This window comes from Gorillibacterium timonense (assembly GCF_001457415.1).
GTDB lineage: Bacteria > Bacillota > Bacilli > Paenibacillales > NBRC-103111 > Gorillibacterium > Gorillibacterium timonense.
In genome coordinates this window covers 34,762-58,091 of the sequence record NZ_LN881722.1, presented here as the reverse complement: position 1 = coordinate 58,091, position 23,330 = coordinate 34,762, and the positions used below count along the sequence as shown (strand labels likewise).

Sequence of the window (23,330 nt, the reverse complement as noted above, 5' to 3'; positions counted from 1 at the left end):
AGGCTTTCAAGCTTGTAAAGAGGGAATCCTTCGGACGGGACCACAAGCGATACGCTTTTTTTCCCGCCGTTCAGGCTGAAATCGCCTCCGCTGCTCATTTCCAGACTCACGAGTTTTTCCTTTCCGTTATCCACGCGAACCGGAATTATCCAAATGGACTTTGTGGTATTAATGACATTTCGTTCTCCCAGCAACCGGACGCCACGCACATAGCGAAATTTTCCGTAAAACTCCGAGATCCTTTTCCGATCCCTGATATAAATGTCCCTAGATTTAAGCTCTCAATCTGCAACAAGGGTCCCATAAGAAATCGTTTGAATCTTTTCCTTAGGTGGTAGATACCGATCAGCCGTAAAGGGGAACTTATACCATACAATCCCCCCCCCCCCCGCAAGAAGCAGATCCAGGAATATCAAACTGACGCGGTAAATTCTTCTCGATTTTGTCTGTTGCATCTCAGTCGCCTCCAATAGGATTGGAAGGTTGAATCAACCACTTATTGCACTCAAGAAAGTAAATCCTCAAAATTTGAACATTGTAATTTTATCTATATAAGCAAATATGGAATACAGATCCACCTTAACAATATATCATCCTAAAAACGTATTCCCTTAGATGCAAATGACAGTATTTCATCCCTACTGCTAATTATGATTAGAGCTGTTGTTGCCTATGTCCAACATAAAATACTTATGGTTAACATGATTGTCTCTTGGTTGGTGGACCCTGTTCGGCATTATCCATTATCATTTTGAACGAAAAAGGAGTCGTTTTTCCGAACTGTGGATTAACAAAGCTACAATTCAGAGGGATACTTAGAAGTTTTGGAGTGATCGACAAAGATATTACCAATTTTGATACCTTTCACATTTTATACAATACAACTATAATAAAAGCAAGGTGCGCTAAATAATACCAACAAGAGGCGTTGATAAATAATGAAAAACAAACCAAATAAAGACCTACAAAAAGAATGCTTGGATATAATAAATCAAAACGAGTTCATAAACAGCAAGTTTGATTCGAGTGGTCTTTTATTCCAACAGAATAGAGAATATGTTACAAAAACAATATCAACTGCTATTCCTATAGAACTATTAAATCACTACGATAGGCAACTTTCGTATAATGGATACTTGTTTTCTCTTCTCGAGGAAATTCATCGATTTAGCTATTTAGCGCTTAGCGGCGTGTTCATGTTCGAAGAACGACTTAAGCATAAACAAGACGATACCTTCTTTAGTTCTCGTTACTTTTTAAATAATTCATTTCTACACGTTATGGGAGCATGGGAACGTACCTTTCGCCTATCTGCATTCATTCATGGTTATGATTTTTCTAAAAACTCAGGAAAATCTTCTGCGGTATACAGAGCATTGAAAAAGGTTGAAACTTTTCAGAAAAGCAGAGTTAGTTCTTTAATTGAAGACTTAAAGGCGAGAGGCTATTTCCCAACAATTGAGGATTTCAGGGAGAGCAACGATCATCGTTTATCAAAACACGTTGAATATTCTCAAGATGATGATATGAAAAAGGTAGCGTGGTCTTGTTATGAAAACGCTGCAACTCTTTATAAAGTTATTATGATACTTTTAGAACAACTCTCATCTCAAAGTTTTATTTATAATGATCTCATTAACCTAAACATTCTTAATTGGGATGCTCGACTTGACTTAAAGAAAATAAATGAGACAGTCCCTATTGAATTACAGAAACAATTATTAGATTCTCGACTAGAGCAAAACCAGAATTACATTACCAAGGCAATATCAACATTTGAAGCACTACGACCAAAACTAAATAAGTACTTAACCAAATTAGATGAACATGCAACTAGAATAAAAAGTGGACACCGGCTAACAGACTGCGGATAATGAAGCCAACGGAGGTGTCCCCATGGGCGAACAACGACAACGGTACAACGAGGAATTCAAAAAGCAGACCGTGCGGTTCATTCAGGAACAAACAAAAACAGTAGCGGATCTAGCAGAGGAACTCAACATTCCAAGAGGCACCCTCCACCAATGGATGGGCCAGTACCGTGAACTGAAATATGAACAGGCAGCTAGCGGAGATCGGGTACGTGAACTGGAAGCGAAGTTGAGCGAACTAAACCGGCAACTCCATGAAAAAGAGCAAAAACTCTCCGATGTGGAAGAAGAGCTCGCCATCGTAAAAAAAGCAGTGCACATCTTCAGCAAACCAAAGAACTGAGATTCCGGTTTATTGAGGATCATCGCTCCGAGTTCCGCTTGGAGAAGATGTGCACAACCCTACGGGTTTCACGGAGCGGGTATTACAAGTGGAGAGTCGAGCGGTCGAGTAAACAGAAGCGACGCAAAGCGATTGTGCTCAAGCGCATTCAATATCACTTCGCCGACCATCAGAAGCGGTACGGAAGCCCGAAGATTACCCGACTGCTTCGTCAAGAGGGACATACGATCTCTGAGCGTACCGTGAGCGTATACATGCGAGAGATGAGCCTCCGCTCGGTTGTGTCCAGAAAATACCGGGTACAGACAACCTGCTCCAATCCCGACCATCCCGTTTCCCCCAACCACCTCAATCAACAATTCAGGGTGCCGAAGCCGAATATGGTATGGGTGACGGACATCACCTCGATTCCTTGTCGAGAAGGGCGCTTGTACTTGGCCAGCGTCATGGATCTATGTACGCGTGAGATTGTTGGATGGCGTCTGGATCACCACATGGAAACGAGCCTCGTACTCGGTGCTTTACAAGATGCATATGCAGCCAAGCGACCCGAAAAAGGCTTGATTCACCACTCCGACCGAGGTTCGCAATACACCTCTCAAGACTACCGAAATCAGTTGTGCCTCTATCACATGAAACCCAGCATGAGCCGAAAGGGCAATTGCTATGACAACGCCTGCATCGAGTCGTGGCACAGCATCTTGAAGAAAGAGCTCATTTACTGCAACCCCCGTTTCAAGAACAAGGACCAGGCTTACCATTCCCTTTTCCAATACATCGAGTTTTACTACAACCGCAAACGAATCCACAGCACCTTAGGCTATCTCTCTCCTGTTCGTTTTGCAGCTCTTTTTTCTACTCATTCCGCTTCCTGACCGTCCACTTTCTTGACAGAGGTCCACATTCTAAATTCATTTTGCTTCACACTGATGTAATTTTTAGATTACATGAAGCCAATCGATCGTTACAATTTGCATATTCTCTAATTCACGAATCAATGAAAAATAACTCCGAACTAAACGAAGAATTTGTATGCTTCCATAACATGAATTACTCATATTTTATTGAATCAGCCATATATCGGATTTATGCTGTCTATGATAAACTCGCTAATCTTTTATGTATTTATACAAACACACAAGAGGAGCAGAACACATTTGAACGATTTATGCGGCATATCGCAAATGTCCCAAAAAACAGTGATCTTATTGAAATAGCCAGATCAATATTTAATACAGAAGAATATAAAGAATTAGCAAAACTGAGACAAGATAATTATCACTATATGACTAAAGAGAATTTTATTAATATTCGAGATAGTGAATGGAGTAATGTATATAACCTGATTTCAGCAAGCAAAAACATTGAACTACTTAAAAACATTATATCGAAGATTATGAAGTTATTTTCTGAAAATCCCATTCAGCCGAAATAACATAGTATTTTTGATTACGTCGTATCTAAAAAACAATAGTGGGGTATTATCATGGCAAATTATTTCTTTAAAGCCAGTAAGGATATTGAACAACAGGTCATTGATTTATATAACTTTCTTTGACCCACAGCGTCAGCATTATGGAACTTTCGATGGCAAGTTCATGGATACTTATCAGTCAGGCCTGATGCAAATATAGTGGAGTTAGCCGGACGCTTCGTTTATGGGAGTGGACTACCAAGCGTGGATTATAAAGAATCATGTATTAATCAGGCTTGGGATGAACAACTCGAAGTGTTTTCAAAATTTCGAATTCTAATCTCTTTGCAATGCACGAAAGCTGGATAACACAAGTGTTAACTACTTTAGGTTTTGGAAATACAGGAATCAAATGGTATGAAAAACAATTACAATTCCCTACTGGTGTAGACCCACGAGGAAGACTCTGGGGAATATTTTATACAATTAACGAAATTTGCAATCACGAATCAATTATCTTAAAAAACACTTTCTATTTATCATATACAGCTTCAAAGAAATATTCATCTAGTAAATTAGATAATTTGATACGATGTTATCGATACTTCAAAGAATGTTGTAATTGTATTATGCATCATGGTGGACTTGCTGATCAGAAACTTCTTGATGCTTACAATGAATTCGCAAGAATTGCTAATATAACTGATTTAGGTCTTGAGGAGGTACCGCTCCATGCACCCATACCTTTTGTTGGAGAGAGGATAAAACTTCATCTTCGGGGTGTTGTTGGATTAGGTGATGTAATAATTCGAATAATGACTACTCGCGATTCGGAACCATTGAGATCGAAACACGCTAAACAGGATTTCGCGAAAAGGTGGAGAAGTAAACACAATCCAATACCAACATTAAAAACGAAATATATACATCAGCGCTATGACCATTTAAAGAGGTTGTTCAAACAGATCTATCGTATTGATCCCAATGATGTTGTTGATATGAAGAAGTACCTAACAAGAAATGGTTTTGCAAAATAAGTTAATGGCGTAATCATATAATCATCAATTCGAATATTAGGATTAAATAAATTCGTTCGTATCCCTGACTAATATATCTACGAAGATATCAAGAAATCAATCAATATGCTTACACATAGAAAGCATCAGTACCTTCATAGTGTCATAATGACGCATTTAAAGGCACTGATGCTTTTTGATGTAAAGCTGTTACAATCTAGATCTGATCTTATCGAATCCCTGCCCATCATTAATCGTTGTGGCTTTATATGGAAAATGGTTCATAAATGCGAACGTGCTTGCAAATCCACAATCCGCCGCCGCGTGATGCTTAGGATAGGATGTTTGGAGAGGTAGCGTAATTTGTTATTTTAGTTTTTCAATAACCCATGCATATATGTCTATTTGACATTCAAAAGCTGCACCAGCCTTGTATTCAACTATCTCTACTCTATAACCTAGAACGGAGTAGTGCTCTTCAATTCTTTGATTACATTCATTAGGAACATTTATAAGCTCTTTGTTCTTTGTCATCTTATTAAGAGGAGAAAGATATTTCACAATATCTAAATATTTCAACTTGATTATCTGTTTTGGATGTGTAGCTATTATTACTGCAAATTGTTTGGCATCGGGGTAAAGACCCGAAATTTTTTTTTACAAAGTCATGATCTGTTGCATTAGTGACTTCTATTTCATTATAAACATCAAATAAGTACCACGATTTAAACTCAAATATATCTGTCAGACTTACATTCCCTCCATCCGAGAATAGTTCTGAATCTATCTTCTTACTCGCGTGATACAATCATTTGTGGATATGCCTTGAAGACCTCGAACGCGAACTTGTCTCTAATTGGGAACTCATTCTTACTTGTTAAAGACAAATAAGCTAATTCATCCGGTGAAAAGGAACTAAGAGAGTATGCTAATATTTCTTTAACCTGTTGAATAATCAAAAGTCATCTGACATCAATTGCATTCAATCGCCCTGCTTCATGAACAGAGGCTGTTTCTCTCCTGCCGAATCATTGACGAAATGGGGCAATTCCGTTGTCCGGAAAAGACCCAAAACTGAACTATATCTATTGTCTTTTTTATCTGGCGGGATAGGTTTGTTGCATAATCACTTTTTTGACGTTTTCAAAGTGCCCGACACCAAGCTTGCGATATTTTTCCCACATGAGGACTCTTAACATGGTATCACCCATCCTTCTATTGGGTGAATTTACTAAAGTATCAATCGGAGATGCAAAATTTTTGTAACAGATATCCAAGTACATACCTTAAGGGGATGAGAAAAGTGGAAGTGGTACGTCAGTTTGACCTAAATATTGAAAAGGTACTTGAACATTGGAACATTGCCTTTGCCTTACGAGAAATCATTGCAAATGCCTTCGACGAACACATGTTGACCAAGACAATAGAACCGAAGATTTACAAGGATGAGCAGGGGGCTTGGCATATCCGTGATTATGGCAGGGGGTTAAGGTATGAACACTTTACACAGAACGAGAATAAGGAAAAACTGAAAAACCCAGAGCTAGTGATTGGAAAGTTTGGAGTAGGGCTTAAGGATGCATTAGCGACATTTGATCGAAAGAAAGTCCACGTTTTAATTCGTTCCCGTCATGCGGATATATCAATGGATAAGAGTCACAAGCATGGGTTTGAAGATATTGTCACGCTTCATGCGGTGGTCCATCCGCCGTCAGATCCCAATTTCATTGGAACAGATGTTATTTTGATCGGAATCAAAGATGAGGACATGTATCAAGCCAAAGATTTTTTCCTGCATTTTTCGGGAGACGAAGTATTGGAAACGCTCCCCTACGGCTCGGTTTTGAAACCGAAGAAGAACCATGCACGAATTTATGTAAATGGGCTCTATGTTGCCGAGGAAGAGAATTTTCTCTTTTCTTACAACATTACATCATTGAATGCTGCTCTTCGCAAAGCTCTCAACCGGGAAAGAACTAACGTGGGACGAAGTGCGTATACCGATCGGGTGAAATCCATTCTGTTATCTTGTTCATCATCTTCGGTAGCTGATAAGTTGGCAGCAGACCTAAAAAACTTTGAAACTGGTCATCTTCACGATGAACTCCAATGGACGGACGTACAAATCCATGCCTGTAAAATCTTGAATGCCAATGAAATAGTGATCTTTTTGACACCGGATCAATTGCGGAATGGAGGGGCGCTAGTAACTCATGCCCAGAACGATGGACATCGGATCGTGGTTGTTCCTGATTCAATTGCCCACCGTTTAGGCAATCTACAAGATATCCAAGGTCAGCCGATCCTTGATTTGGCTGGTTATCGCACAGAGTTTAACAACAGCTTTGAATTTAGAATTGTTTCACTAAATCAACTTTCAAAAACCGAGCAGGATGTACTAGCTGTTAAGGATGTGATTATCAACTGGCTTCCGAAATCCCAGACACAAAACATCAAAGAAATAAGAATATCTGAAACCATGCGGGTGGACTATATGGGTAATGAGGCCCTTGGATTGTGGGAACCGCTGGATCAAAGAATTACAATCAAGCGAAGTCAGCTAGGGAGTGTCATTGATTTTTCTGGGACCCTCTTGCATGAGATTACCCATGCGTTTACAGGAGCGGATGATGAATCGATGGAATTTGAGCAAGGACTAACCCAACTACTGGGTCAACTGACGTCTTATTCCCTAAAGAAAGAATCAACGAAAGGATTCTGGAGTTTATTTAGATCCTAACGTTATCTATATTCAACGTATCGTCTATAGAGCAAAATGAAGGGTACTCCATTAGGTGTCCTTCATAGTAGGATAGGCTATTGTATTCGTGATTATTTAAAATAGGCTGGATTATATCGTCCTCCTATTCGATTTAGACCCTATCTTCTAAAAGTTCCTGTTCTCTGAACAAGCTTGTTACCGCTTCGTCGTAATCGGATAACCGTTGGGATTTCCTGATTTTCTTTACATAGGGGGCGTTATCCGAAAACACTTGAATCATATAGAACCATAACTCCTTCATTTTATACAGCACGTTCGTATCTCCAAAGAGTACACCTTTATATCCTTCATACACTTGATCATGAAAGTCTTTCAGCAGGGTTTTGTCGATTTTCCTCGTGTCGGTAATACCGCTGATCAGCCCCGGATTGGACAATAACCCCCTTCCAAGCATGAAGGTATCGACCGTAGGAAACTTAGCGGAAATCTCCTGGTACGCCTTGGTGGTAAAAATATCTCCGTTATAGCAAACCGGGTTTTTGCTATTCTCCAAGGCATGCTTGAAGATGTCCAGATTCGGCGTGTTTTTATAGAAATCCTTTTGAATTCGGGGATGGATGATCAGCTCTTCTAACGGGTATTTGTTGAAGATGTCGAGTAACGCATAAAACTCCTCCGGTTCGTCTTTTCCCAATCTCGTTTTTAGGGAGATCTTGGTTTCCGCGTGAGCAAAGATTTCATCTAGAAACTGATCCAGTTCTTCTCGTTTTGCAAGAAACCCCGACCCTTTATGCTTGGAAACGACCGTCCTCGAAGGACAACCCAGGTTGATGTTGATCTCCTGATACCCCAACCGCTCCAGTTTCTTCGACGTATGCAAAAAGTCTTTGGCATTGTTCGTCAGCACCTGCGGGATCAAAACCAGTCCTTGATTATGCTCCGGCAAAAGATCCTGGATATCCCGGGTTTTGAAGCTTTCGTTTTGTTGGGGAACAATAAAAGGGGAGAAGTATTTATCGACATTCTTGAAAAAAGCATGGTGGACATTCCGATAGATATGCCCCGTCAACCCCTCCATAGGGGCGAAATAAAATTTCATCAATCTGCTAGCTCCTTCATTCAAGTCGAGTTGTAGCCTTAACGTCTACAATGAAAGCAACGTTCCTTCCATTGTGCCGTGATGTCTATAATCGGTCAATGATTTAATGATAAAAAGGTAAAACCCGCTCACAGAGCGGGTTTTTCAGGTATGGAGGCATGGCGTGATGCTCAAGTTCTTTGGGGCACTGGTTCAACTAGATTCATAACTTTTAAGCAAATAGGTCTTGGCCTTCTCTATCTGCTCATCGTTGTTAATAGTAATCTCAAGCTCGCCAGTTCCATAATGTCCAATTTTTCTCACATCTCTTGTGAAGCCTGGCTCTATTTCGATGGAATCTGGATTCACCTTCGCATAAACGGTAATTCTGCCCATTTGAGGATGAAATTCTATACATGCAAAGTTCTTAATCCTTCTAAAAGCAATATAATGCTTTAAAGTTTTTTCTTGAACATCATCTCCCAAAGCCAACAGGAATGCCCTAATGGCCTCATAACGATTTTTAAGTACATCATCTGATTGCTTAAAGTATTCAGTTACCGTTTTTTCAGAGGATTTATTCGATATCGGTAATTGCTTCACAGTATCCCATTCAATAGTTTGGGCTGTTGTTGCATTGACAAGGTCCAGCATTAGGAGTTCATCACCAAACTGTTTGTAACTGTACAATTCTATATTACGATTGATTTGCTGTACTGCGTGTCCGTCATATTTTGTGAAACCACCGGCTATACACAAAAGACGCGGAATTGACCAATCGATTAGTTCAGCGACATCATTTCCGTACTTTCTCATGACCAGAAGAGTAAATTCAGCTTTATGATCGAGTAGCCAATCAAGGTAATATAATCCCTGATTGATAACATTCTCGTTAGTAGATCTTTTATATTCGATGATCACAGGAGCATTGTTTTCATCTATTCCCAGTGTATCAATCCGTCCGCCATGTGTCTTTCCAGTCGAATATTCAGTTGCCAAAAAGCGTATCCCGAGAATTGCTTCTAAGTGCCTCTCCATCAAAGTCTGAAGTGACTTTTCAACTGCTACTGATTTTCCTTCAAGTTCTGAAACTTCATCGTCATTTATATTAAATAACTTGATATCCCCCAAGTTTCATCGCTCCTCTAAAAACAAACTAAAATGTTATCTAAACCTTTCAACACTTCTCATTAATTTCCTGCAATATACAATTCCAAAGTATGCAAAAAAGCATCAGAACCAATAAAGGTTGCATGACGGAATGTCTGCAAAGTAAATCCCAACAGGACTTTTCAAACGCCATGCATAGCTATATGCCTACAAAAAAACAGTGAGCATGCCTTTTTAAGTGCACACTCACTGGTTTTACATATGGAGGCGAGGGGAGTTGAACCCCTGTCCGAAGACAACGCAACATAGACTTCTACGGGTGTAGTTGCAGTTTTGATGTCACCTTAGGCGGCCCCCTGCAACAGGGTCCTCATAAGGTCAGCCTGATTGTCTTCTTCAGTTCACCCCAGGCGGAGATGAGACAGCGTATCCCACTATAGGTTAGCCCCTATCCTGCCACATGGGCGATGGAAGGTAGAAGCACGCTCACAGGTTATTAGGCTGCGAAAGCGTAGGTTTGTTGTTGTTTGCCGTTTAATAGGCTTCCGCGTTTTAGAGTGGACACAGCCCCACTACCCGCTATCCATGCCCGAACTATCCCCGTCGAATCCAAAAACGCCCCCGTGATGAGGCCGCATGCTTCGATCGTCTGGATCGGTGCGAGCCGGAAAGAATACTGCTTTCTGATACACATTCAGTATAGCACAATTCGTTGCAAAAAGGTTTGGTAACTGTACGCACGACATGAAGGTTCTGGTGCATGGCCCATTGGCGGTGACACGTGGTCTGGTGTTCTGTCCGTTCCACCATCCGGGCCGGCCATCTACTTCAGGGACAGCGTCCCAGGCTTGAGTCTCGGCCGCTCCTCTTCTTACCGGGCGACCTTTTGCTTCTCGCGCAGCGCGCGTTGGATGTCGCGGTTGGCGTCCTTCTTGGCTGCGTCATGCCGCTTGTCGTAGTTCTTCTTGCCTCGGCCGAGGCCGATCAAAAGCTTCGCGTAGCCATTGCGTGTGTAGATTTTGAGCGGAACCAGCGTGTACCCCTCTTGCTTCACAAACCCGATCAGCTTGCTGATCTGAGCGCGGTGGAGCAGGAGCTTGCGGGCCCGAGTGGGATCCGTCGGGTTACTGCGGTTGCCTTGCTCGAACGGGCTGATGTGCAGGTTGTGCACGAATACCTCGCCGTTCCGGATCGTGGCGAAGCTATCGCTCAGATTCGCCTTGCCTCCACGCAACGACTTGATCTCGGTTCCGGTCAGCACCATGCCGCATTCGAAGGTTTCCTCGATGAAATAATCATGGGAAGCTTTTTTGTTTTGGGCGAGCGACTTGTGCTCGACATCGCTTTTCTTCGCCATGGATGTTCACTCCTTCAGACACGCGGCGAGAGAAAAACCTTGCTCTGCCTGTGTTCAGGACCTCATTGTATCAACTGGAACAAGACAAATCAAGGGGAGAGCTTCCCTAAAGCGAAACCTTCCACTCGATTACCTCATTGGTTCTGATGAATAATAGCTGCGCCCATCTGAAAGCACGGGCTGCTTTTAGAAGCAGCCCGTGCGGCAGAGGTCATATGAAATCCATGGTACTAGCTGACTTATTCGCTTTTCTCGGGCTCCGCTTTCTTAGTGGAGCGTCTTCTCGGCTTCTTCTTGTCCTCCACGGCTTTCTCGATCGGAGTCGCATGAACGAGAGGCTTCGTCTTCGGCTTCCGGCGCTTCTTCGTGGGTGCCGTCGGCTCTGCCGTATCTCCAACTGGAGCTGCAGGTTCGTGGGCTGCGTGCTTGGCAGCACGAGCGACCTGTGCAGGAGCTTGCCGATCACCGGATGGATCAACAGCACGCTCAAGCTCAGTTTTGTTTTTGCTGCGCTTGGCTGGCTTGGAAACTACCGGCTTCGCCCAAGTTGCGGCTGCACCGCCATAGAAGGCGATGCCCGGCTTCTCGCGCCGTCCGCCGCCGCCCAGGTAGATGTCGCTCTCCTCCTGGCGCTTCCGCTCTTCTTCGCGGCGTTTGCTCGCGCTGCTCCGGCGGTCGCCGGACTTCGCTTGCTTGCCGCCGCGGCCTGCGCCCGGTGCCGGACCGGTACCGGCGGTTGCTCCGCCGTTGCCCCGCTTGCGGCCAATGCCGATCCCATGGCCCTTGCCCTCGCCATGGCCGGCAGCCGTTTCCGCGCCTGCGCCATTGCCGCCGCCGCGGCTGTTCCGCGCCCCCGCCGCAGCACCGCCGGCGCCGCCGCTTACCCGCGCGCGCTCGCCTTGCGGAGCCGCTTCGCCCTTGCGGCGCTTGCCGCCTTTGCCTCCGCGTCCCGGAGCGTCGAACGGCGTGCCCTGCCGTCCGTTGCCGTTCCGCTGCTCGCCGCGGCCGCCTTTCTCTCCGCGGCCCCGCTTGCCGCCGCGGGCAGCTCCGAACCCGCCGCCTTCTCCTGGGCGGCGAGCTTTCATATCGACGAGCTCAAAGTCGATATTGCGCTCGTCCAGGTTGACGCGGGTCACCCGCACCTTCGCCTCGTCGCCGAGGCGGAAGATCCGGCCCGTCCGCTCGCCCACCAGCATGTGCTGGGCCTCGTGGTAGTTGTAGTAATCGTCCGTCAGATCAGCCAGACGAATCAAGCCCTCTACCGTATTGGGCAGCTCAATGAACAAGCCGAAGTTAGTCACGCTGCTGATGATGCCCTCGAATTCCTCGCCCACCTTGTCCAGCATGAACTCGGCCTTCTTAAGCGCATCCGTCTCGCGCTCGGCGTCCACGGCAAGGCGCTCACGTTCGGACGATTGCTTCGCATAGTCATCCATTCGCGCCGTTAAATATTCATGGCGCTTATCGCTGAGCGTTCCTCCGCTCTCCAGCACCTCGCGGATCACGCGATGAATGATCAAGTCAGGATAGCGGCGAATCGGCGACGTAAAGTGCGAATAGAACTCAGCCGCCAATCCAAAATGGCCGAGGCTCTGGGAGTCATAACGCGCCTGCTTCATCGAGCGCAGCAGCACCGTGCTGATGACCGCTTCTTCCTTCGTCCCGGAAATCTCGTCGAGGATATCCTGCAACTGGCGCGGATGCAGCTTCCCGCCTTTTCCGCCCTTCAGCGCATAGCCAAAGCTCGTCACAAACTCAGCAAAACGCAGCAGCTTCTCCGCATCCGGCTCTTCGTGAACCCGATACAGGAACGGCACCTTCAGCCAGTGAAAATGCTCAGCCACCGTCTCGTTCGCCTTCAGCATGAACTCCTCGATGATCTGCTCGGCAATCGAGCGCTCGCGCTTGACGATGTCCGTCGGCTTGCCGTTCTCATCGACGAGAATTTTAGCCTCGGTAAAGTTGAAATCGACAGCGCCGCGGGTCATCCGCTTGTTCCGCAGCTTCATCGCCAGCTCTTCCATCAGCTTGAAGTCGTCAACCAGCCCGCTGTACCGTTCGGTGACCTCCGGGTCCTCGTTCTGCAGGATTTTGCGGACATTGGTGTAGGTCATCCGCTCCGTCGTGCGAATCACGCTCGTAAAAACATCATGCTTCACCACATCGCCGCTCGCGTTGATCTCCATCTCGCAGGACATCGTCAGCCGGTCCACCTTCGGATTCAGGCTGCAGATGCCGTTGGAGAGACGATGCGGCAGCATTGGAATGACGCGGTCCACCAGGTAGACGCTCGTCCCCCGGTTGTACGCTTCCTTGTCGAGCTCCGATCCTTCGCGCACGTAGTAACTGACATCGGCGATATGCACGCCCAGGTGGTAATTGCCGTTGTCGAGCTTGCGGACCGCGACCGCATCGTCCAGGTCCTTGGCGTCTTCTCCGTCGATCGTGACGATCGTCTCTTCGCGCAGATCGCGCCGCCCCTTCAGATCCTCTTCACGGATCGTATCCGGGACACGGTCGGCCTCGGCGGTCACTTCCTCAGGGAACGCCTCCGGAAGCTGGAATTGGCGAATGATCGAGAGGATGTCGATGCCCGGATCATCCTTATGTCCGAGAATCTCGATGATTTCGCCCTCCGCCGACGAGCGGCCTTCCGGGTAGTTTACGATGCGGGCGACAACCTTTTGCCCCGTTACTGCGCCCATCGAGGCATGCGGCGGGATGAAGATATCGCGTATGAGCCGCTTGTCATCCGGTACCAGGAAGCCGTAGCTTTCAAAGTTCTGGAACGTGCCGACCACCTGTTGGGTCGCTCTTTTGACAATGATGACGACTTCGCCCTCCACCTTGCCGCCCGCTGCTCCCTTCGAGGAGATTCGCACGAGGACGGTGTCGCCGTTCATCGATCCGCCCATATCCGTCGCGGGAATGTAAATGTCCGGCCGTTCCCGGTCTTCCGGGATCAGAAAGCCGAAGCCCTTCTGGTGAGCCTGAATCCTTCCGCGGACCAGGTTCATTCTCTCCGGCAGCCCGTAGCGGTTGCCGCGGTTGCGGTAGATCCGTCCGGTCTCCTCCAGGGTGTTAAGCAGCTTCAGAAAATCCTTAAATTCCTGAGCATCCGCTGGAGCGAATTCCTTTTCCAGCTCCTGATAAGTCAGAGGCCGGTAATCGTCCCTAGCCATATAATCGAGCACTTCTTGCTCTGTTGCCATGATTTCACCTGCTTTTAAGTAAAATAAATGATTGTTCAATCCGCCAGATGTCTTCGTACAGGAAGCCGTCTTCTTGGGACCGTCACACCGGAGTTCCGCCGAATCGGTTGTGCCGCCTTGAGACTCCCATCGACGGATACAGCTTTCCTCAGTATTTACCCATTTCCCAATGCGCATCCCCCTGCCCCGAGAACCCGTATGTCCTGCGCCTATCGCGTATGACGAAACCGAATTTCGAATGGCTCCGCCTGTATAGGGGGCTTCAAGGACTCGTCAAGGCCCGTTCACAGGTATTCCTTACCTGAAGCTTTGGTCGCTTCAGCTCAGCGATGGGGTAACGCACTCTAGGGAACAGCGTCGCAGAATAATTTACCAGCATCGTCAGGCAAAAGAAAACCCCGGACAAAGCATACACTCGCACGGGGAGAGACGTTCGGGCGGAAGCGGGAGCGCCGGGAAGGGGCAGGCGTTTGCCTGTTTGCCCATCGCTTCCCTGGACTTCGCAGCCGCATCTATTCAAAAAGAGGCGGAGCCAAAGCTTCCGCCTCTTTCAACCGGTTCGGTTCAGTTATCTCGATACAAAGGCTAGCGCCATCGATACCACGATAAACAGAGCTGCCAGCACCACCGTCACACGGGACAGCAACAGGTCCATTCCACGGGCCTTCTGTTTCCCGAAGAGATGTTCCGCACCCCCGGAGATGGCGCCCGAAAGACCAGCGCTCTTCCCTTTCTGCAAGAGAACAACAGCGATCAGGCCAACGCACACGATCACAAGCAGTACTTTCAGGAATAAATCCACACTTCCACCTCCTTGAAGCCGGACGCACCTTGACCGTCCTGATACATAGCAAAGATAATTGTACCATACGGTGTCCCATCCGGCAAGCAAGGAGCGGAAGTCTACTCCTTCAAGGCCATCCTCATCATGAGCGGATAAGAGACGGCCAGGAGTACGGCTGTCGGGATCATCAACCAAGCCATCGCTTCTGCGATCGATCCGATGCTGTTGAAGAAGCGGACGACCGGCCCGCTCGACGTAACCGACATCCCAATGAACACGAGAAGGGCTATCCCTCCCAGCAGGAGCACGCCTTTCTTCCCGAACCGATACGAAATGATCGAGATGAAAAAACCGATGGCGCTAATGCACAGCCCGACGCCCATATATAAGAGGAACACGTCTAGAGTAGATAGGGAACTTTCTCCCAAAACGCCAAACAGGGACACGTTCACATTCAGCGCCTTAGCAATCGGCTTTTCGATCTCAGAGAGCAGCGTCGAGAGAACCCCAAAGCTAAGCACAGTTCCCACAATCATGAGCAGGGTGGAGCTGTAATAGTCTTTCCTCCGGACATTCATCCCGAGGGCATAACGGAAGGTTTCATTTACGCTAATTAGACTGACGACAAGCAGGTAGACTGAAACAGAGATGATCGATCCCATGTTGATTTGGGTGTCCGGATCAGCGGCGATCGTCATGATCGTGAAAGCGAGGACGGTGATGGTAAGCATGATGGCCCAAAACACATAGATACTGGCGCGTACATTGATCCAGTGCATCTTCAGCATCGTGCGCAAGGATTTGCTGGTCATCGATGGATCGCTCCTTCCTGGACGAGGGAGGGCCGTGCGGCGTTCCCCGAAGTCATGTGAACAAACAGCTGTTGGAACGAGACTGGCCCAAGCTCCAGTCCCAGCTCAGCGGCATCCCGCTTCTCCTGCGCGCCTGCGCGTCCCCAGAGGACAACCGACAGGAGCGAGCCGAAGCCTTCCTCATGCAGAACCTTCTTCCCCTCCGCGAAGGAACGGATGCGGTCTGCATTGCCGGTCACGGTGTACGCCATCCCGCGGAACTCATCAGCATCCTGGTCGAGCAGGATACGTCCGTGATCGATGATGACTACATGCTCCAAGAGGCGGCTCACTTCATCGATCAGGTGGGTCGAGAGAATGATCGTGCGCGGATGATTCGAGTAATCCTCCAGCAGCAGATCATAGAAGAGCGTGCGGCTGGCGGCATCGAGGCCGAGATACGGCTCGTCAAAAATCGTGAGCGGCGCCCGACTGGCAAGCCCGACTACGATACCGAGCGAGGACAGCATCCCGCGGGACAGCTTACCGACCGAACAGCTCCGCGGCAGTTCGAACTCGTTCAGCAGCCGCTCCGCATAAGCGGAATCCCAGTTCGGGAAGATCCCGTTCGAGAGGCTGACCACATCCGCCACCTTGAAGGTTTTGGCGTACGCCTGGCTTTCTTTGATGAAGCACATTTGGCGCAGAACCTTTTCATTCTCGTAGGGCTTTTCCCCGAACACGTGAAGCTCACCGGAGGTTGCGAACAGCTGCGAGGTGATGATGTGCATGAGCGTTGTTTTCCCGGCGCCGTTGCGTCCGAGCAGTCCGCAAATTTGATTTTCTCCGATGCGAAGATCGATTCCATCCAAAGCTGCCGTCTGTCCGTACCTCTTCGTTAATCCTTTCGTCTCAACAATGGCTTGACTCATTGTCCCTTCCCTCCCTTGGCAATCATCTCGATGACTTCCTCCCGGCTGATGGCCAGCTTCTCCGCCTCTCGAAGCATCGCTTCCACATACTGCTCGAAAAATTCCCCTTTGCGCTTCTGAAGCAGCCGCTCCCGCGCTCCCTCCGCTACGAACATCCCAATCCCCCGCTTTTTGTACAGGATGCCTTCCTCCACCAGCAAGTTGACCCCTTTGGCCGCCGTCGCCGGGTTGATCTGATAGTGCGCCGCAAACTGATTGGTTGAAGGAGCTTGACTCTCCTCCGGCAAGATCCCGGATATGATGTCGTTCTCGATTCGTTCGGCGATTTGCACGAAGATGGGCTTGCTGTCGTCTATCAGCTCTTTCATCACTTCACCACCATACTTGTTAATTACTTATGTAACTAACCATATAAGATAATCCATCTTCTGTCAAGATGCTTTTCAACCACAGCCAAAGAAATACAGACCGCCGCATACCAGCTTCACCGAACGAGAAAAAACCTGCGGACCCTAACCCTGTCCGCAGGTTTTGCAGGAGAAGCGATTTTTCATTTGTCTTGAGCAGATCACAACCGCGGGTGGTGGGAGGTGTCGATTTTTGGGGTACCCTGTTTCGACTTTTCCCATCCTTTACATTTCTACCGGATGAGATCCTGTTGTTGGAATGGCTGATGCAGATTCTTTGCCAGCTTTCAGATGCATAACCCCGAGAAGAAGCAGATTGAACAGCACCATGAACACGATCAGCATGAGGACACTGTTCGAATACTGAGAGGCGGCCATGCTGGAAGACATGGCTTCACGGGTTCCTTCAACCGCATACGTCATTGGAAGCCAGCGGTGCAAGGCGTTGAAGAGCGAGTTGCTCAGCTCCATCGGCATCATACCGCCGCTTGCGCCAAGCTGAACGACCAGCAGCAGCATCGACAGAAGTCGTCCGAAGTTGCCGAAAGCCACATTGAGCAGCATAACCAGGAACATAAAGGTTATGGACGCTAGAACTGACAACAAGACGAACGATGCCAAATGATCCACTTGAAGCCCCATGCCATACAGCATGATGACGTTCATGACAAGGGCCGAGAACGTAGCTTGCAGAACGCCGACGCTGAATTTGCTGAACCACCAGGAAAGCCCGGATGCTCGACTTCCTGCAGGGCTTGTGAGCGGAAATACGAGATTAAACGCGATCGCTCCCACAAACAAGCCAAGAATTAATACGTAGGGAGCAAGGGCATGACCGTAGTTGGGCACTTTGCTGTACTCCGTATGAACAGGATTCAAAGGATTGGCGATCATTTCCGCATTGGCCTTATTCGTGTTGACCTGCTGAAGCCGCCCGGCCCCTTCTCCAAGCTCGGATGCAAGCTCCGAACTGCCGCTGTTCAGTTTATTGATGCCCTCCGTTAAATCCTGAGAGCCTTGAACCAAAGCATTCGAGCCGCTTTGGAATTGTTCAGTCCCATCGAAGAGTTTAGCCGCCCCATCGGCCAGAGCCGGCAGATTGGAGAACATAACAGCAAGGCCATCCTTCAACGATTCGGACCCTTGGAGGAGGGCGCTGGATTTCGCATCCAGCTGCTCCAAGCCCGCTCCGATTTGCTTCGCCCCGGCATTGAGCTGCTCTACGGATTGAGAATACTGGGAGACCCCGACGGAGAAGCTGCTTGAACCGGTCGCGAACCGAGTCGCGGCATCGGACAGCTGCTTGCTTCCTTGTGAGAGGGAGTCAATTCCTTCGCTAAGGGCTTGGCTGCCGCTAGCCAGCTTGCCAGTGCTATCGGCCAAAATCGGCATTTGGGAATTCAAGCTATCCAATCCGATTGCCAGCTGCGAGCTGCCGGTTGAGGCATCCGCCAATCCTTGATTTAAGGCTGCTGCGCCGGGAATAAGCTTCTCATCCAATGTTGCCGAAATGGTCGGATAAGCGGAAATCGCAGCTGCTGCTTTCGGATTCACTTGATTGACGGCCGTGTTGAGCGTTTCGATGCTGGCGGGAAGCGTACCGAGACCTTGAACCAACGGCACGATCTGGGTGCTTAAGGTGTCTGACAACTGCTTGAGCGAAGCAGAAGCATTCTTAAGCTGTGCCGCTTGCGCCTCGCTTTGACGGTTTAATTCCACCCCAAGCGCCCGCAGAAGCTCCTGCTGTTGAGCAGAGCTTAGTGACTGATAGCCGCTTGAGTCCTGTACGACTTTAATTACCGCTTGACTACTTGTCTGGGCTTGCCCTGACAGAGCCGTCAAAGCTGTCTGCATCACTTGCAAATTCGTCTGAATGGAGGCAACCGATGAAGACAAATTGGCATTTGACGAGACGGATGCTGACAATTTGTTAATACCCTTTTGAATGTCCGTCAGACCTTGTGTCAATTGTCGGGCTTGCTCTTCGGACGGCAGATTTCCGTTCAGTTGCTTCAGTCCAGACTGAAGCGCTGCTGCTCCGGTCTGAAGCTGGTTCATAGCAGATTGAAGCTGTTTTTGCCCTTTGGCAAGCGAAGCTACGCCCGCGTTCTCATCTGCCAGCTTGGCTGTGGCTTCATTTACCGCCAATAATCCTTGCGTCAGCTCTTTGCTGCCAGGGAGGGTTGAATTGGCTCCATTTGCAAGAGCCGTGAGCCCAGGGGCCAATTGCTGCGCTCCGTCCGCCAATTGCTTGGCACCGCTTAGGAGAGCGGGAGAAGCGGCAATAAGCTGATCAGCCCCCTGAGTAAACTTCTGGCTTCCTTCGTACAAGGTACTTACACCGGTTGTATAAGATATGACACCTGCGTTCAGCTGGTTGGCTCCATCGTTGAGGGCTGCAGTTCCTGCTTGAACGGTACCTACTGCTGCAACCAACTGCTTGACGCCATTGCTGAAGGTTAGGGTGCTGTCAGCCAACTTCACCAATCCATCTTTCAGCTTTTGGCTGCCTTCATGAGCGCTGGCAATCCCTTCTTGAAGCTGCTTGGAGCCATTCGCCGCTTTGTCGAACCCTTCGCCGATGCCGCTCATCTGATCAAGTAAAGCCTGAGCGTACTCTTGCGTGATGCTCCGGGCTATCGTTCCCTCGACGGCTGTGGCAGCTTGCGACGAAACGACACTGGCAAAATAATTTCGTCCTGGGTTCGTCTGATACGTCAGATTCATCGCTTTGGGCGTATCGTCGAGAACGGTGGACGCGTTGGCTGAAAAGTCGGAAGGGATCGTAATGACCATATAATAGTCTCCGCGCTCCAGTCCCTGCTGCGCCTGATCAGCATCGACAAAATGCCACTGCATATTAGGATTATCCTTAAGCTGTTCGACTAGTTTCGCTCCAAGCTCAAGGGTTTTGTCTCCGTAATCGGCAGACTGGTCCAAATTGACAACGGCGACAGGTAAATTCTCGGTACGGCTGTATGGGTCCCACGCTGAACTGAGAAAGATGCCGCTGTACATAATCGGGACAAGCAGCAGGATAATTAGACTGATCAGAAGCACCCGGTTTGTTGCGATTGCTTTCCACTCCAGTTTAAATACACTCATCAGATATTCATCTCTTTTTTCAAAAATTGGGCAAGCGTCATTGTATTCCAGTCTATTGCGGGAAGAGCGGCATGATTGGTCGCCTTATTAAGCAGATCGGCAGCGGTGATGGATGAAAAGTACTCGATAATGAGCCTGTTGGCACCCTCAAACATAGATTTGATCGCTACAATTCCCTGCTCCGCGTACCGTCCATCTTTGAATGCATGTTGAATAAGGCCGCTATCCTGATAGATATCGATGGGTCCTTCAATTGCCTCCAGGATGTCCAATACCGTTAATTGTTCCGGCGATTTCGCTAACGTAATTCCACCCTTCGTTCCAGGCACGGAGTTTACAATGCCGCTGACGACCAGCTTTCGGATCAGCTTCTTCAAGTACGAGGGAGAAACCTCGAGAATTCTGCTGATTTCATCGGAAGCCAGTGGAGATTTCAAATCCTGCGTGGCCAACAAAATGACGACAGCTGCGGCCTGCTCAAGACTGGCGGTTAGTTTCAAGTGATCCCCTCCTCATATTTTAGATGTTTATTATCCATAATGGATTTGTAATATCCATAATATAACCGTTTTGATCGAATTTCAAGTTCTATTTTGCTTAGCCAATCCCAAAAAGCTAAATGCTACACCTACTTTAGACGACAACAAGTCACCCTCACCACAACAAGTCGTACCTCAATGTCTCACAACACAAACAAAGCCCTCCCGACTTCCTACTGGAAGCGAAAGAGCTGAACGTCTGCGTTCTTGTTACTTGGATCGTTGTTCCCTTTTAATGCCTATGCAAGCGGATACTGTATGAACGGTAGGTAAGAGGACCGAGGTGTTCCTCACTCCCCCACTCGACACTCAAGGGAGTCATATTGGTCTAGCGAAATGCTTCCATCATCTCTTTGTGGAAGGGACTGGATCATAAGCAGGGGCGCCAGTCGAGCGGCTCGACTTCCGGTTGTGACGGTCCCTCCCGCTAAAGGAATCGATGGCCTGCTTCGCGCACCAGAGGGCAAAGAGGAAAAACAAAAGCGACCAGACGAAGCCAGGCAGCGGTGTAATACGGGCGAGAATGCCGGCATCTCCCGCACCTGAACCGTTTCGGAAAGCCAGGAGAACGAGCGTGAGCGGGCCCATCACCGACTCCTCCAGCGACAGGAAGGCTACAAACAAGAAATAATATTTGCGTAACCCCTCATACGGAAGAAAAAGCACCAGCAGGTTCAACACGAGCAGCCCTGCGAGCCAGGACATCCCGAAGCTGTTGCGGACGAAGAGGGCAAGCGAGACGGCGGCAATGCCCGTTACGATCCAGAGTCCAAACGAATAACGCCTCCGAGCGTACAAGGCGAAGAGGAGCCAGGCGAACAGTGACGCCGTCATATACCCCGCCAGCGACACCGGAATGAAAGAGGACCGCGAGGAAAGGTACGACTGCGTAACCCCGCTGTGGTCCGCGTACAAGCTGATCGTCATCACCTTGCCTGACATCACTAAGACCATAAGTGCGTGGCCGAATTCATGCACCATCGTATCGACGTTGCGGAAGAACGAAGTCGGCAAGAACCGGGTTAGAAAGGCGCATCCGATCAGCACAAGCACCGCGCGCATCCATTTTCCCACAGCCATCCCCCCTTAGTTATCGCTTACCCCTATCTCTTACGAAACTTACACGATTTGTTTTCATCTTATCGGGTAAAGCTCTCCAAAATCAAGCGGAAGAGACCTAGTGAACGCAAAAAAGCCCCGACAGGGGCGGTCCATCGAACCGGAAAGATCCGTCTGGCTCGCCCGCTGCCGGGGCTGTATATCCGTAAGGCTTATTTGAATTTCTTCAGGTTGTAGAAGGCTTCCTTACCGGCATAGTTTGAAACCGGAAGTTGGTCTTCGATGCGGAGCAGTTGGTTGTACTTCGCTACGCGGTCCGTACGGGAAGGAGCACCGGTCTTGATTTGGCCAGCATTCGTAGCGACTACGATGTCGGCGATGGTGCTGTCTTCGGATTCACCGGAACGGTGGGAGACGATGGCGGTGTAGCCAGCGCGTTTTGCCATTTCGATAGCGTCGAAGGTTTCGGTCAGCGTACCGATTTGGTTAACCTTAACCAGGATGGAGTTGGCGATGTTTTCGTCGATGCCCTTGGACAGACGCTTGGTGTTCGTTACAAACAGGTCATCGCCGACGAGTTGAGCTTTGCCGCCAAGCTTCTCGGTGAGGAGCTTCCAGCCTTCCCAGTCGTCTTCGGAGCAGCCGTCTTCGATGGTGATGATCGGGTATTTGTCTACCCAGGAAGCGAGCAGGTCAACGAATTCAGCCGGGGTGAAGGATTTTCCTTCGCCTTCCAGTTCGTACTTGCCGTTTTTGAAGAACTCGGTGGAAGCAACGTCCATGCCGAGGAATACGTCTTCGCCCGGTTTGTAGCCGGCTTTTTCGATTGCTTCGATGATCGTGACAATCGCTTCTTCGTTGGAAGCCAGGTTCGGTGCGAAGCCGCCTTCGTCGCCGACAGCCGTGTTCAGTCCTTTGGCTTTCAGGACGGATTTCAGGCTGTGGAAGATTTCAGCGCCCCAACGGAGAGCTTCCTTGAAGGAAGGTGCGCCAACCGGCAGAACCATGAATTCTTGTACGTCGACGTTGTTGTCGGCGTGTGCGCCGCCGTTCACGATGTTCATCATCGGAACCGGCAGGGTCTTGGCGTTGAATCCGCCCAGGTAGGTGTACAGCGGAACGTCCAAAGCGTCAGCAGCCGCGCGAGCTACAGCCATGGATACGGCAAGAATCGCGTTAGCGCCGAATTTGGCTTTGTTTTCGGTTCCGTCGAGCTCGATCATGCGGGTGTCGATCGCAACTTGGTCAAGAGCGTCGAGGCCGATGATTTCCGGAGCGATGTGCTCGTTGACGTTCTCAACAGCTTTCAGAACGCCTTTGCCGAGGTAGCGGGATTTGTCTTCGTCGCGAAGCTCAACCGCTTCGTGTGCGCCGGTGGAAGCGCCGGACGGTACGATGGCGCGGCCTTTAGCGCCGGATTCCAGGTAAACTTCAACTTCGACGGTAGGGTTACCGCGGGAGTCGAGGACTTCGCGAGCGTATACGTCAGAAATAATCGTCATTTCGAAGAACACTCCTTATAGGTTTAGTTTGGGAAAAGCTGATTTATTTGCGGGACAGATCGCCCGCTGCTTGCCCTGCGGGGGCAGG

At 48.6% G+C, this 23,330-nt stretch carries 18 protein-coding genes and 1 other RNA gene; 6 read left to right on the top strand and 13 right to left on the bottom strand.

What is annotated here, in order from left to right; all coding sequences use genetic code 11:
• Positions 1–938: 938 nt before the first annotated feature.
• From BN2684_RS04885 to BN2684_RS04860, 6 genes are all read left to right on the top strand, one after another.
• Positions 939–1,874, top strand: coding sequence for a hypothetical protein (locus BN2684_RS04885; RefSeq protein ID WP_058301061.1), 936 nt, complete (start codon positions 939–941; stop codon positions 1,872–1,874).
• 22 nt (positions 1,875–1,896) lie between these two features.
• Positions 1,897–2,214 carry a transposase gene (locus BN2684_RS04880; protein ID WP_058301060.1) on the top strand — a complete coding sequence of 106 codons (318 nt, stop codon included), beginning with the start codon at positions 1,897–1,899 and terminating at the stop codon, positions 2,212–2,214.
• The gene (locus BN2684_RS04875) at positions 2,211–3,089 is read left to right on the top strand and encodes an IS3 family transposase (protein ID WP_108722159.1); all 879 of its coding nucleotides are present in this window, start codon (positions 2,211–2,213) and stop codon (positions 3,087–3,089) included. Before BN2684_RS04880 ends, BN2684_RS04875 begins: the two co-directional genes overlap by 4 nt.
• 41 nt (positions 3,090–3,130) lie before the next feature.
• On the top strand, positions 3,131–3,649 hold the full coding sequence (locus BN2684_RS25330; RefSeq protein ID WP_159065762.1) for a Cthe_2314 family HEPN domain-containing protein: 519 nt from the start codon (positions 3,131–3,133) through the stop codon (positions 3,647–3,649).
• Between the two features lie 353 nt (positions 3,650–4,002).
• Positions 4,003–4,665 carry a hypothetical protein gene (locus BN2684_RS24430; RefSeq protein ID WP_148449887.1) on the top strand — a complete coding sequence of 221 codons (663 nt, stop codon included), beginning with the start codon at positions 4,003–4,005 and terminating at the stop codon, positions 4,663–4,665.
• A gap of 1,282 nt (positions 4,666–5,947) precedes the next feature.
• Complete coding sequence (locus tag BN2684_RS04860) at positions 5,948–7,384, top strand: ATP-binding protein (protein WP_234340168.1); 1,437 nt, start codon at positions 5,948–5,950, stop codon at positions 7,382–7,384.
• A gap of 133 nt (positions 7,385–7,517) precedes the next feature.
• Here the strand turns inward: BN2684_RS04860 and BN2684_RS04855 are convergent, their stop codons facing one another.
• From BN2684_RS04855 to eno, 13 genes are all read right to left on the bottom strand, one after another.
• Positions 7,518–8,465 (bottom strand): tRNA dihydrouridine synthase, encoded by a 948-nt coding sequence (locus BN2684_RS04855; RefSeq protein ID WP_058301056.1) that lies wholly within the window; start codon positions 8,463–8,465, stop codon positions 7,518–7,520.
• Positions 8,466–8,657: 192 nt separating this feature from the next.
• The gene (locus BN2684_RS04850) at positions 8,658–9,575 is read right to left on the bottom strand and encodes a DUF5655 domain-containing protein (RefSeq protein WP_058301055.1); all 918 of its coding nucleotides are present in this window, start codon (positions 9,573–9,575) and stop codon (positions 8,658–8,660) included.
• 238 nt (positions 9,576–9,813) lie between these two features.
• Positions 9,814–10,177, bottom strand: a transfer-messenger RNA (tmRNA) gene (gene ssrA, locus BN2684_RS23815).
• Positions 10,178–10,425: 248 nt separating this feature from the next.
• Complete coding sequence (gene smpB / locus BN2684_RS04845; protein WP_058301054.1) at positions 10,426–10,911, bottom strand: SsrA-binding protein SmpB; 486 nt, start codon at positions 10,909–10,911, stop codon at positions 10,426–10,428.
• A gap of 239 nt (positions 10,912–11,150) precedes the next feature.
• Positions 11,151–14,123, bottom strand: a complete 2,973-nt coding sequence (gene rnr / locus BN2684_RS04840; RefSeq protein ID WP_082651765.1) for a ribonuclease R — start codon at positions 14,121–14,123, stop codon at positions 11,151–11,153.
• Positions 14,124–14,691: 568 nt separating this feature from the next.
• Entirely contained in the window at positions 14,692–14,925 is a 234-nt protein-coding gene (gene secG, locus BN2684_RS04835; RefSeq protein ID WP_058301053.1) for a preprotein translocase subunit SecG, read from the bottom strand.
• Positions 14,926–15,026: 101 nt separating this feature from the next.
• Complete coding sequence (locus BN2684_RS04830; RefSeq protein WP_058301052.1) at positions 15,027–15,719, bottom strand: hypothetical protein; 693 nt, start codon at positions 15,717–15,719, stop codon at positions 15,027–15,029.
• The gene (locus BN2684_RS04825) at positions 15,716–16,630 is read right to left on the bottom strand and encodes an ABC transporter ATP-binding protein (protein WP_058301051.1); all 915 of its coding nucleotides are present in this window, start codon (positions 16,628–16,630) and stop codon (positions 15,716–15,718) included. Before BN2684_RS04825 ends, BN2684_RS04830 begins: the two co-directional genes overlap by 4 nt.
• Entirely contained in the window at positions 16,627–16,998 is a 372-nt protein-coding gene (locus BN2684_RS04820; protein ID WP_058301050.1) for a GntR family transcriptional regulator, read from the bottom strand. The genes BN2684_RS04825 and BN2684_RS04820 overlap by 4 nt, the downstream gene beginning before the upstream one ends.
• A 264-nt stretch (positions 16,999–17,262) precedes the next feature.
• The gene (locus tag BN2684_RS04815) at positions 17,263–20,142 is read right to left on the bottom strand and encodes a YhgE/Pip domain-containing protein (protein ID WP_058301049.1); all 2,880 of its coding nucleotides are present in this window, start codon (positions 20,140–20,142) and stop codon (positions 17,263–17,265) included.
• Positions 20,142–20,642: an Rrf2 family transcriptional regulator gene (locus tag BN2684_RS04810; RefSeq protein WP_058301048.1), complete on the bottom strand. Its 501-nt coding sequence runs from the start codon at positions 20,640–20,642 to the stop codon at positions 20,142–20,144. The genes BN2684_RS04815 and BN2684_RS04810 overlap by 1 nt, the downstream gene beginning before the upstream one ends.
• A gap of 384 nt (positions 20,643–21,026) precedes the next feature.
• Positions 21,027–21,755, bottom strand: a complete 729-nt coding sequence (locus BN2684_RS04805) for a M50 family metallopeptidase (protein WP_058301047.1) — start codon at positions 21,753–21,755, stop codon at positions 21,027–21,029.
• Between the two features lie 197 nt (positions 21,756–21,952).
• Positions 21,953–23,242, bottom strand: coding sequence for a phosphopyruvate hydratase (eno, locus tag BN2684_RS04800; RefSeq protein ID WP_058301046.1), 1,290 nt, complete (start codon positions 23,240–23,242; stop codon positions 21,953–21,955).
• Between the last annotated feature and the right edge of the window lie 88 nt (positions 23,243–23,330).

Bases quoted from the DNA above. Each gene is read 5' to 3' on its own strand.
- BN2684_RS04885 (WP_058301061.1), top strand. From the start codon at position 939: ATGAAAAACAAACCAAATAAAGACCTACAAAAAGAATGCTTGGATATA.
- eno (WP_058301046.1), bottom strand. From the start codon at position 23,242: ATGACGATTATTTCTGACGTATACGCTCGCGAAGTCCTCGACTCCCGC.
- BN2684_RS04830 (WP_058301052.1), bottom strand. From the start codon at position 15,719: ATGACCAGCAAATCCTTGCGCACGATGCTGAAGATGCACTGGATCAAT.
- BN2684_RS04880 (WP_058301060.1), top strand. From the start codon at position 1,897: ATGGGCGAACAACGACAACGGTACAACGAGGAATTCAAAAAGCAGACC.
- BN2684_RS04820 (WP_058301050.1), bottom strand. From the start codon at position 16,998: ATGAAAGAGCTGATAGACGACAGCAAGCCCATCTTCGTGCAAATCGCC.
- rnr (WP_082651765.1), bottom strand. From the start codon at position 14,123: ATGGCAACAGAGCAAGAAGTGCTCGATTATATGGCTAGGGACGATTAC.
- BN2684_RS04825 (WP_058301051.1), bottom strand. From the start codon at position 16,630: ATGAGTCAAGCCATTGTTGAGACGAAAGGATTAACGAAGAGGTACGGA.
- BN2684_RS04815 (WP_058301049.1), bottom strand. From the start codon at position 20,142: ATGAGTGTATTTAAACTGGAGTGGAAAGCAATCGCAACAAACCGGGTG.
- BN2684_RS04855 (WP_058301056.1), bottom strand. From the start codon at position 8,465: ATGAAATTTTATTTCGCCCCTATGGAGGGGTTGACGGGGCATATCTAT.
- smpB (WP_058301054.1), bottom strand. From the start codon at position 10,911: ATGGCGAAGAAAAGCGATGTCGAGCACAAGTCGCTCGCCCAAAACAAA.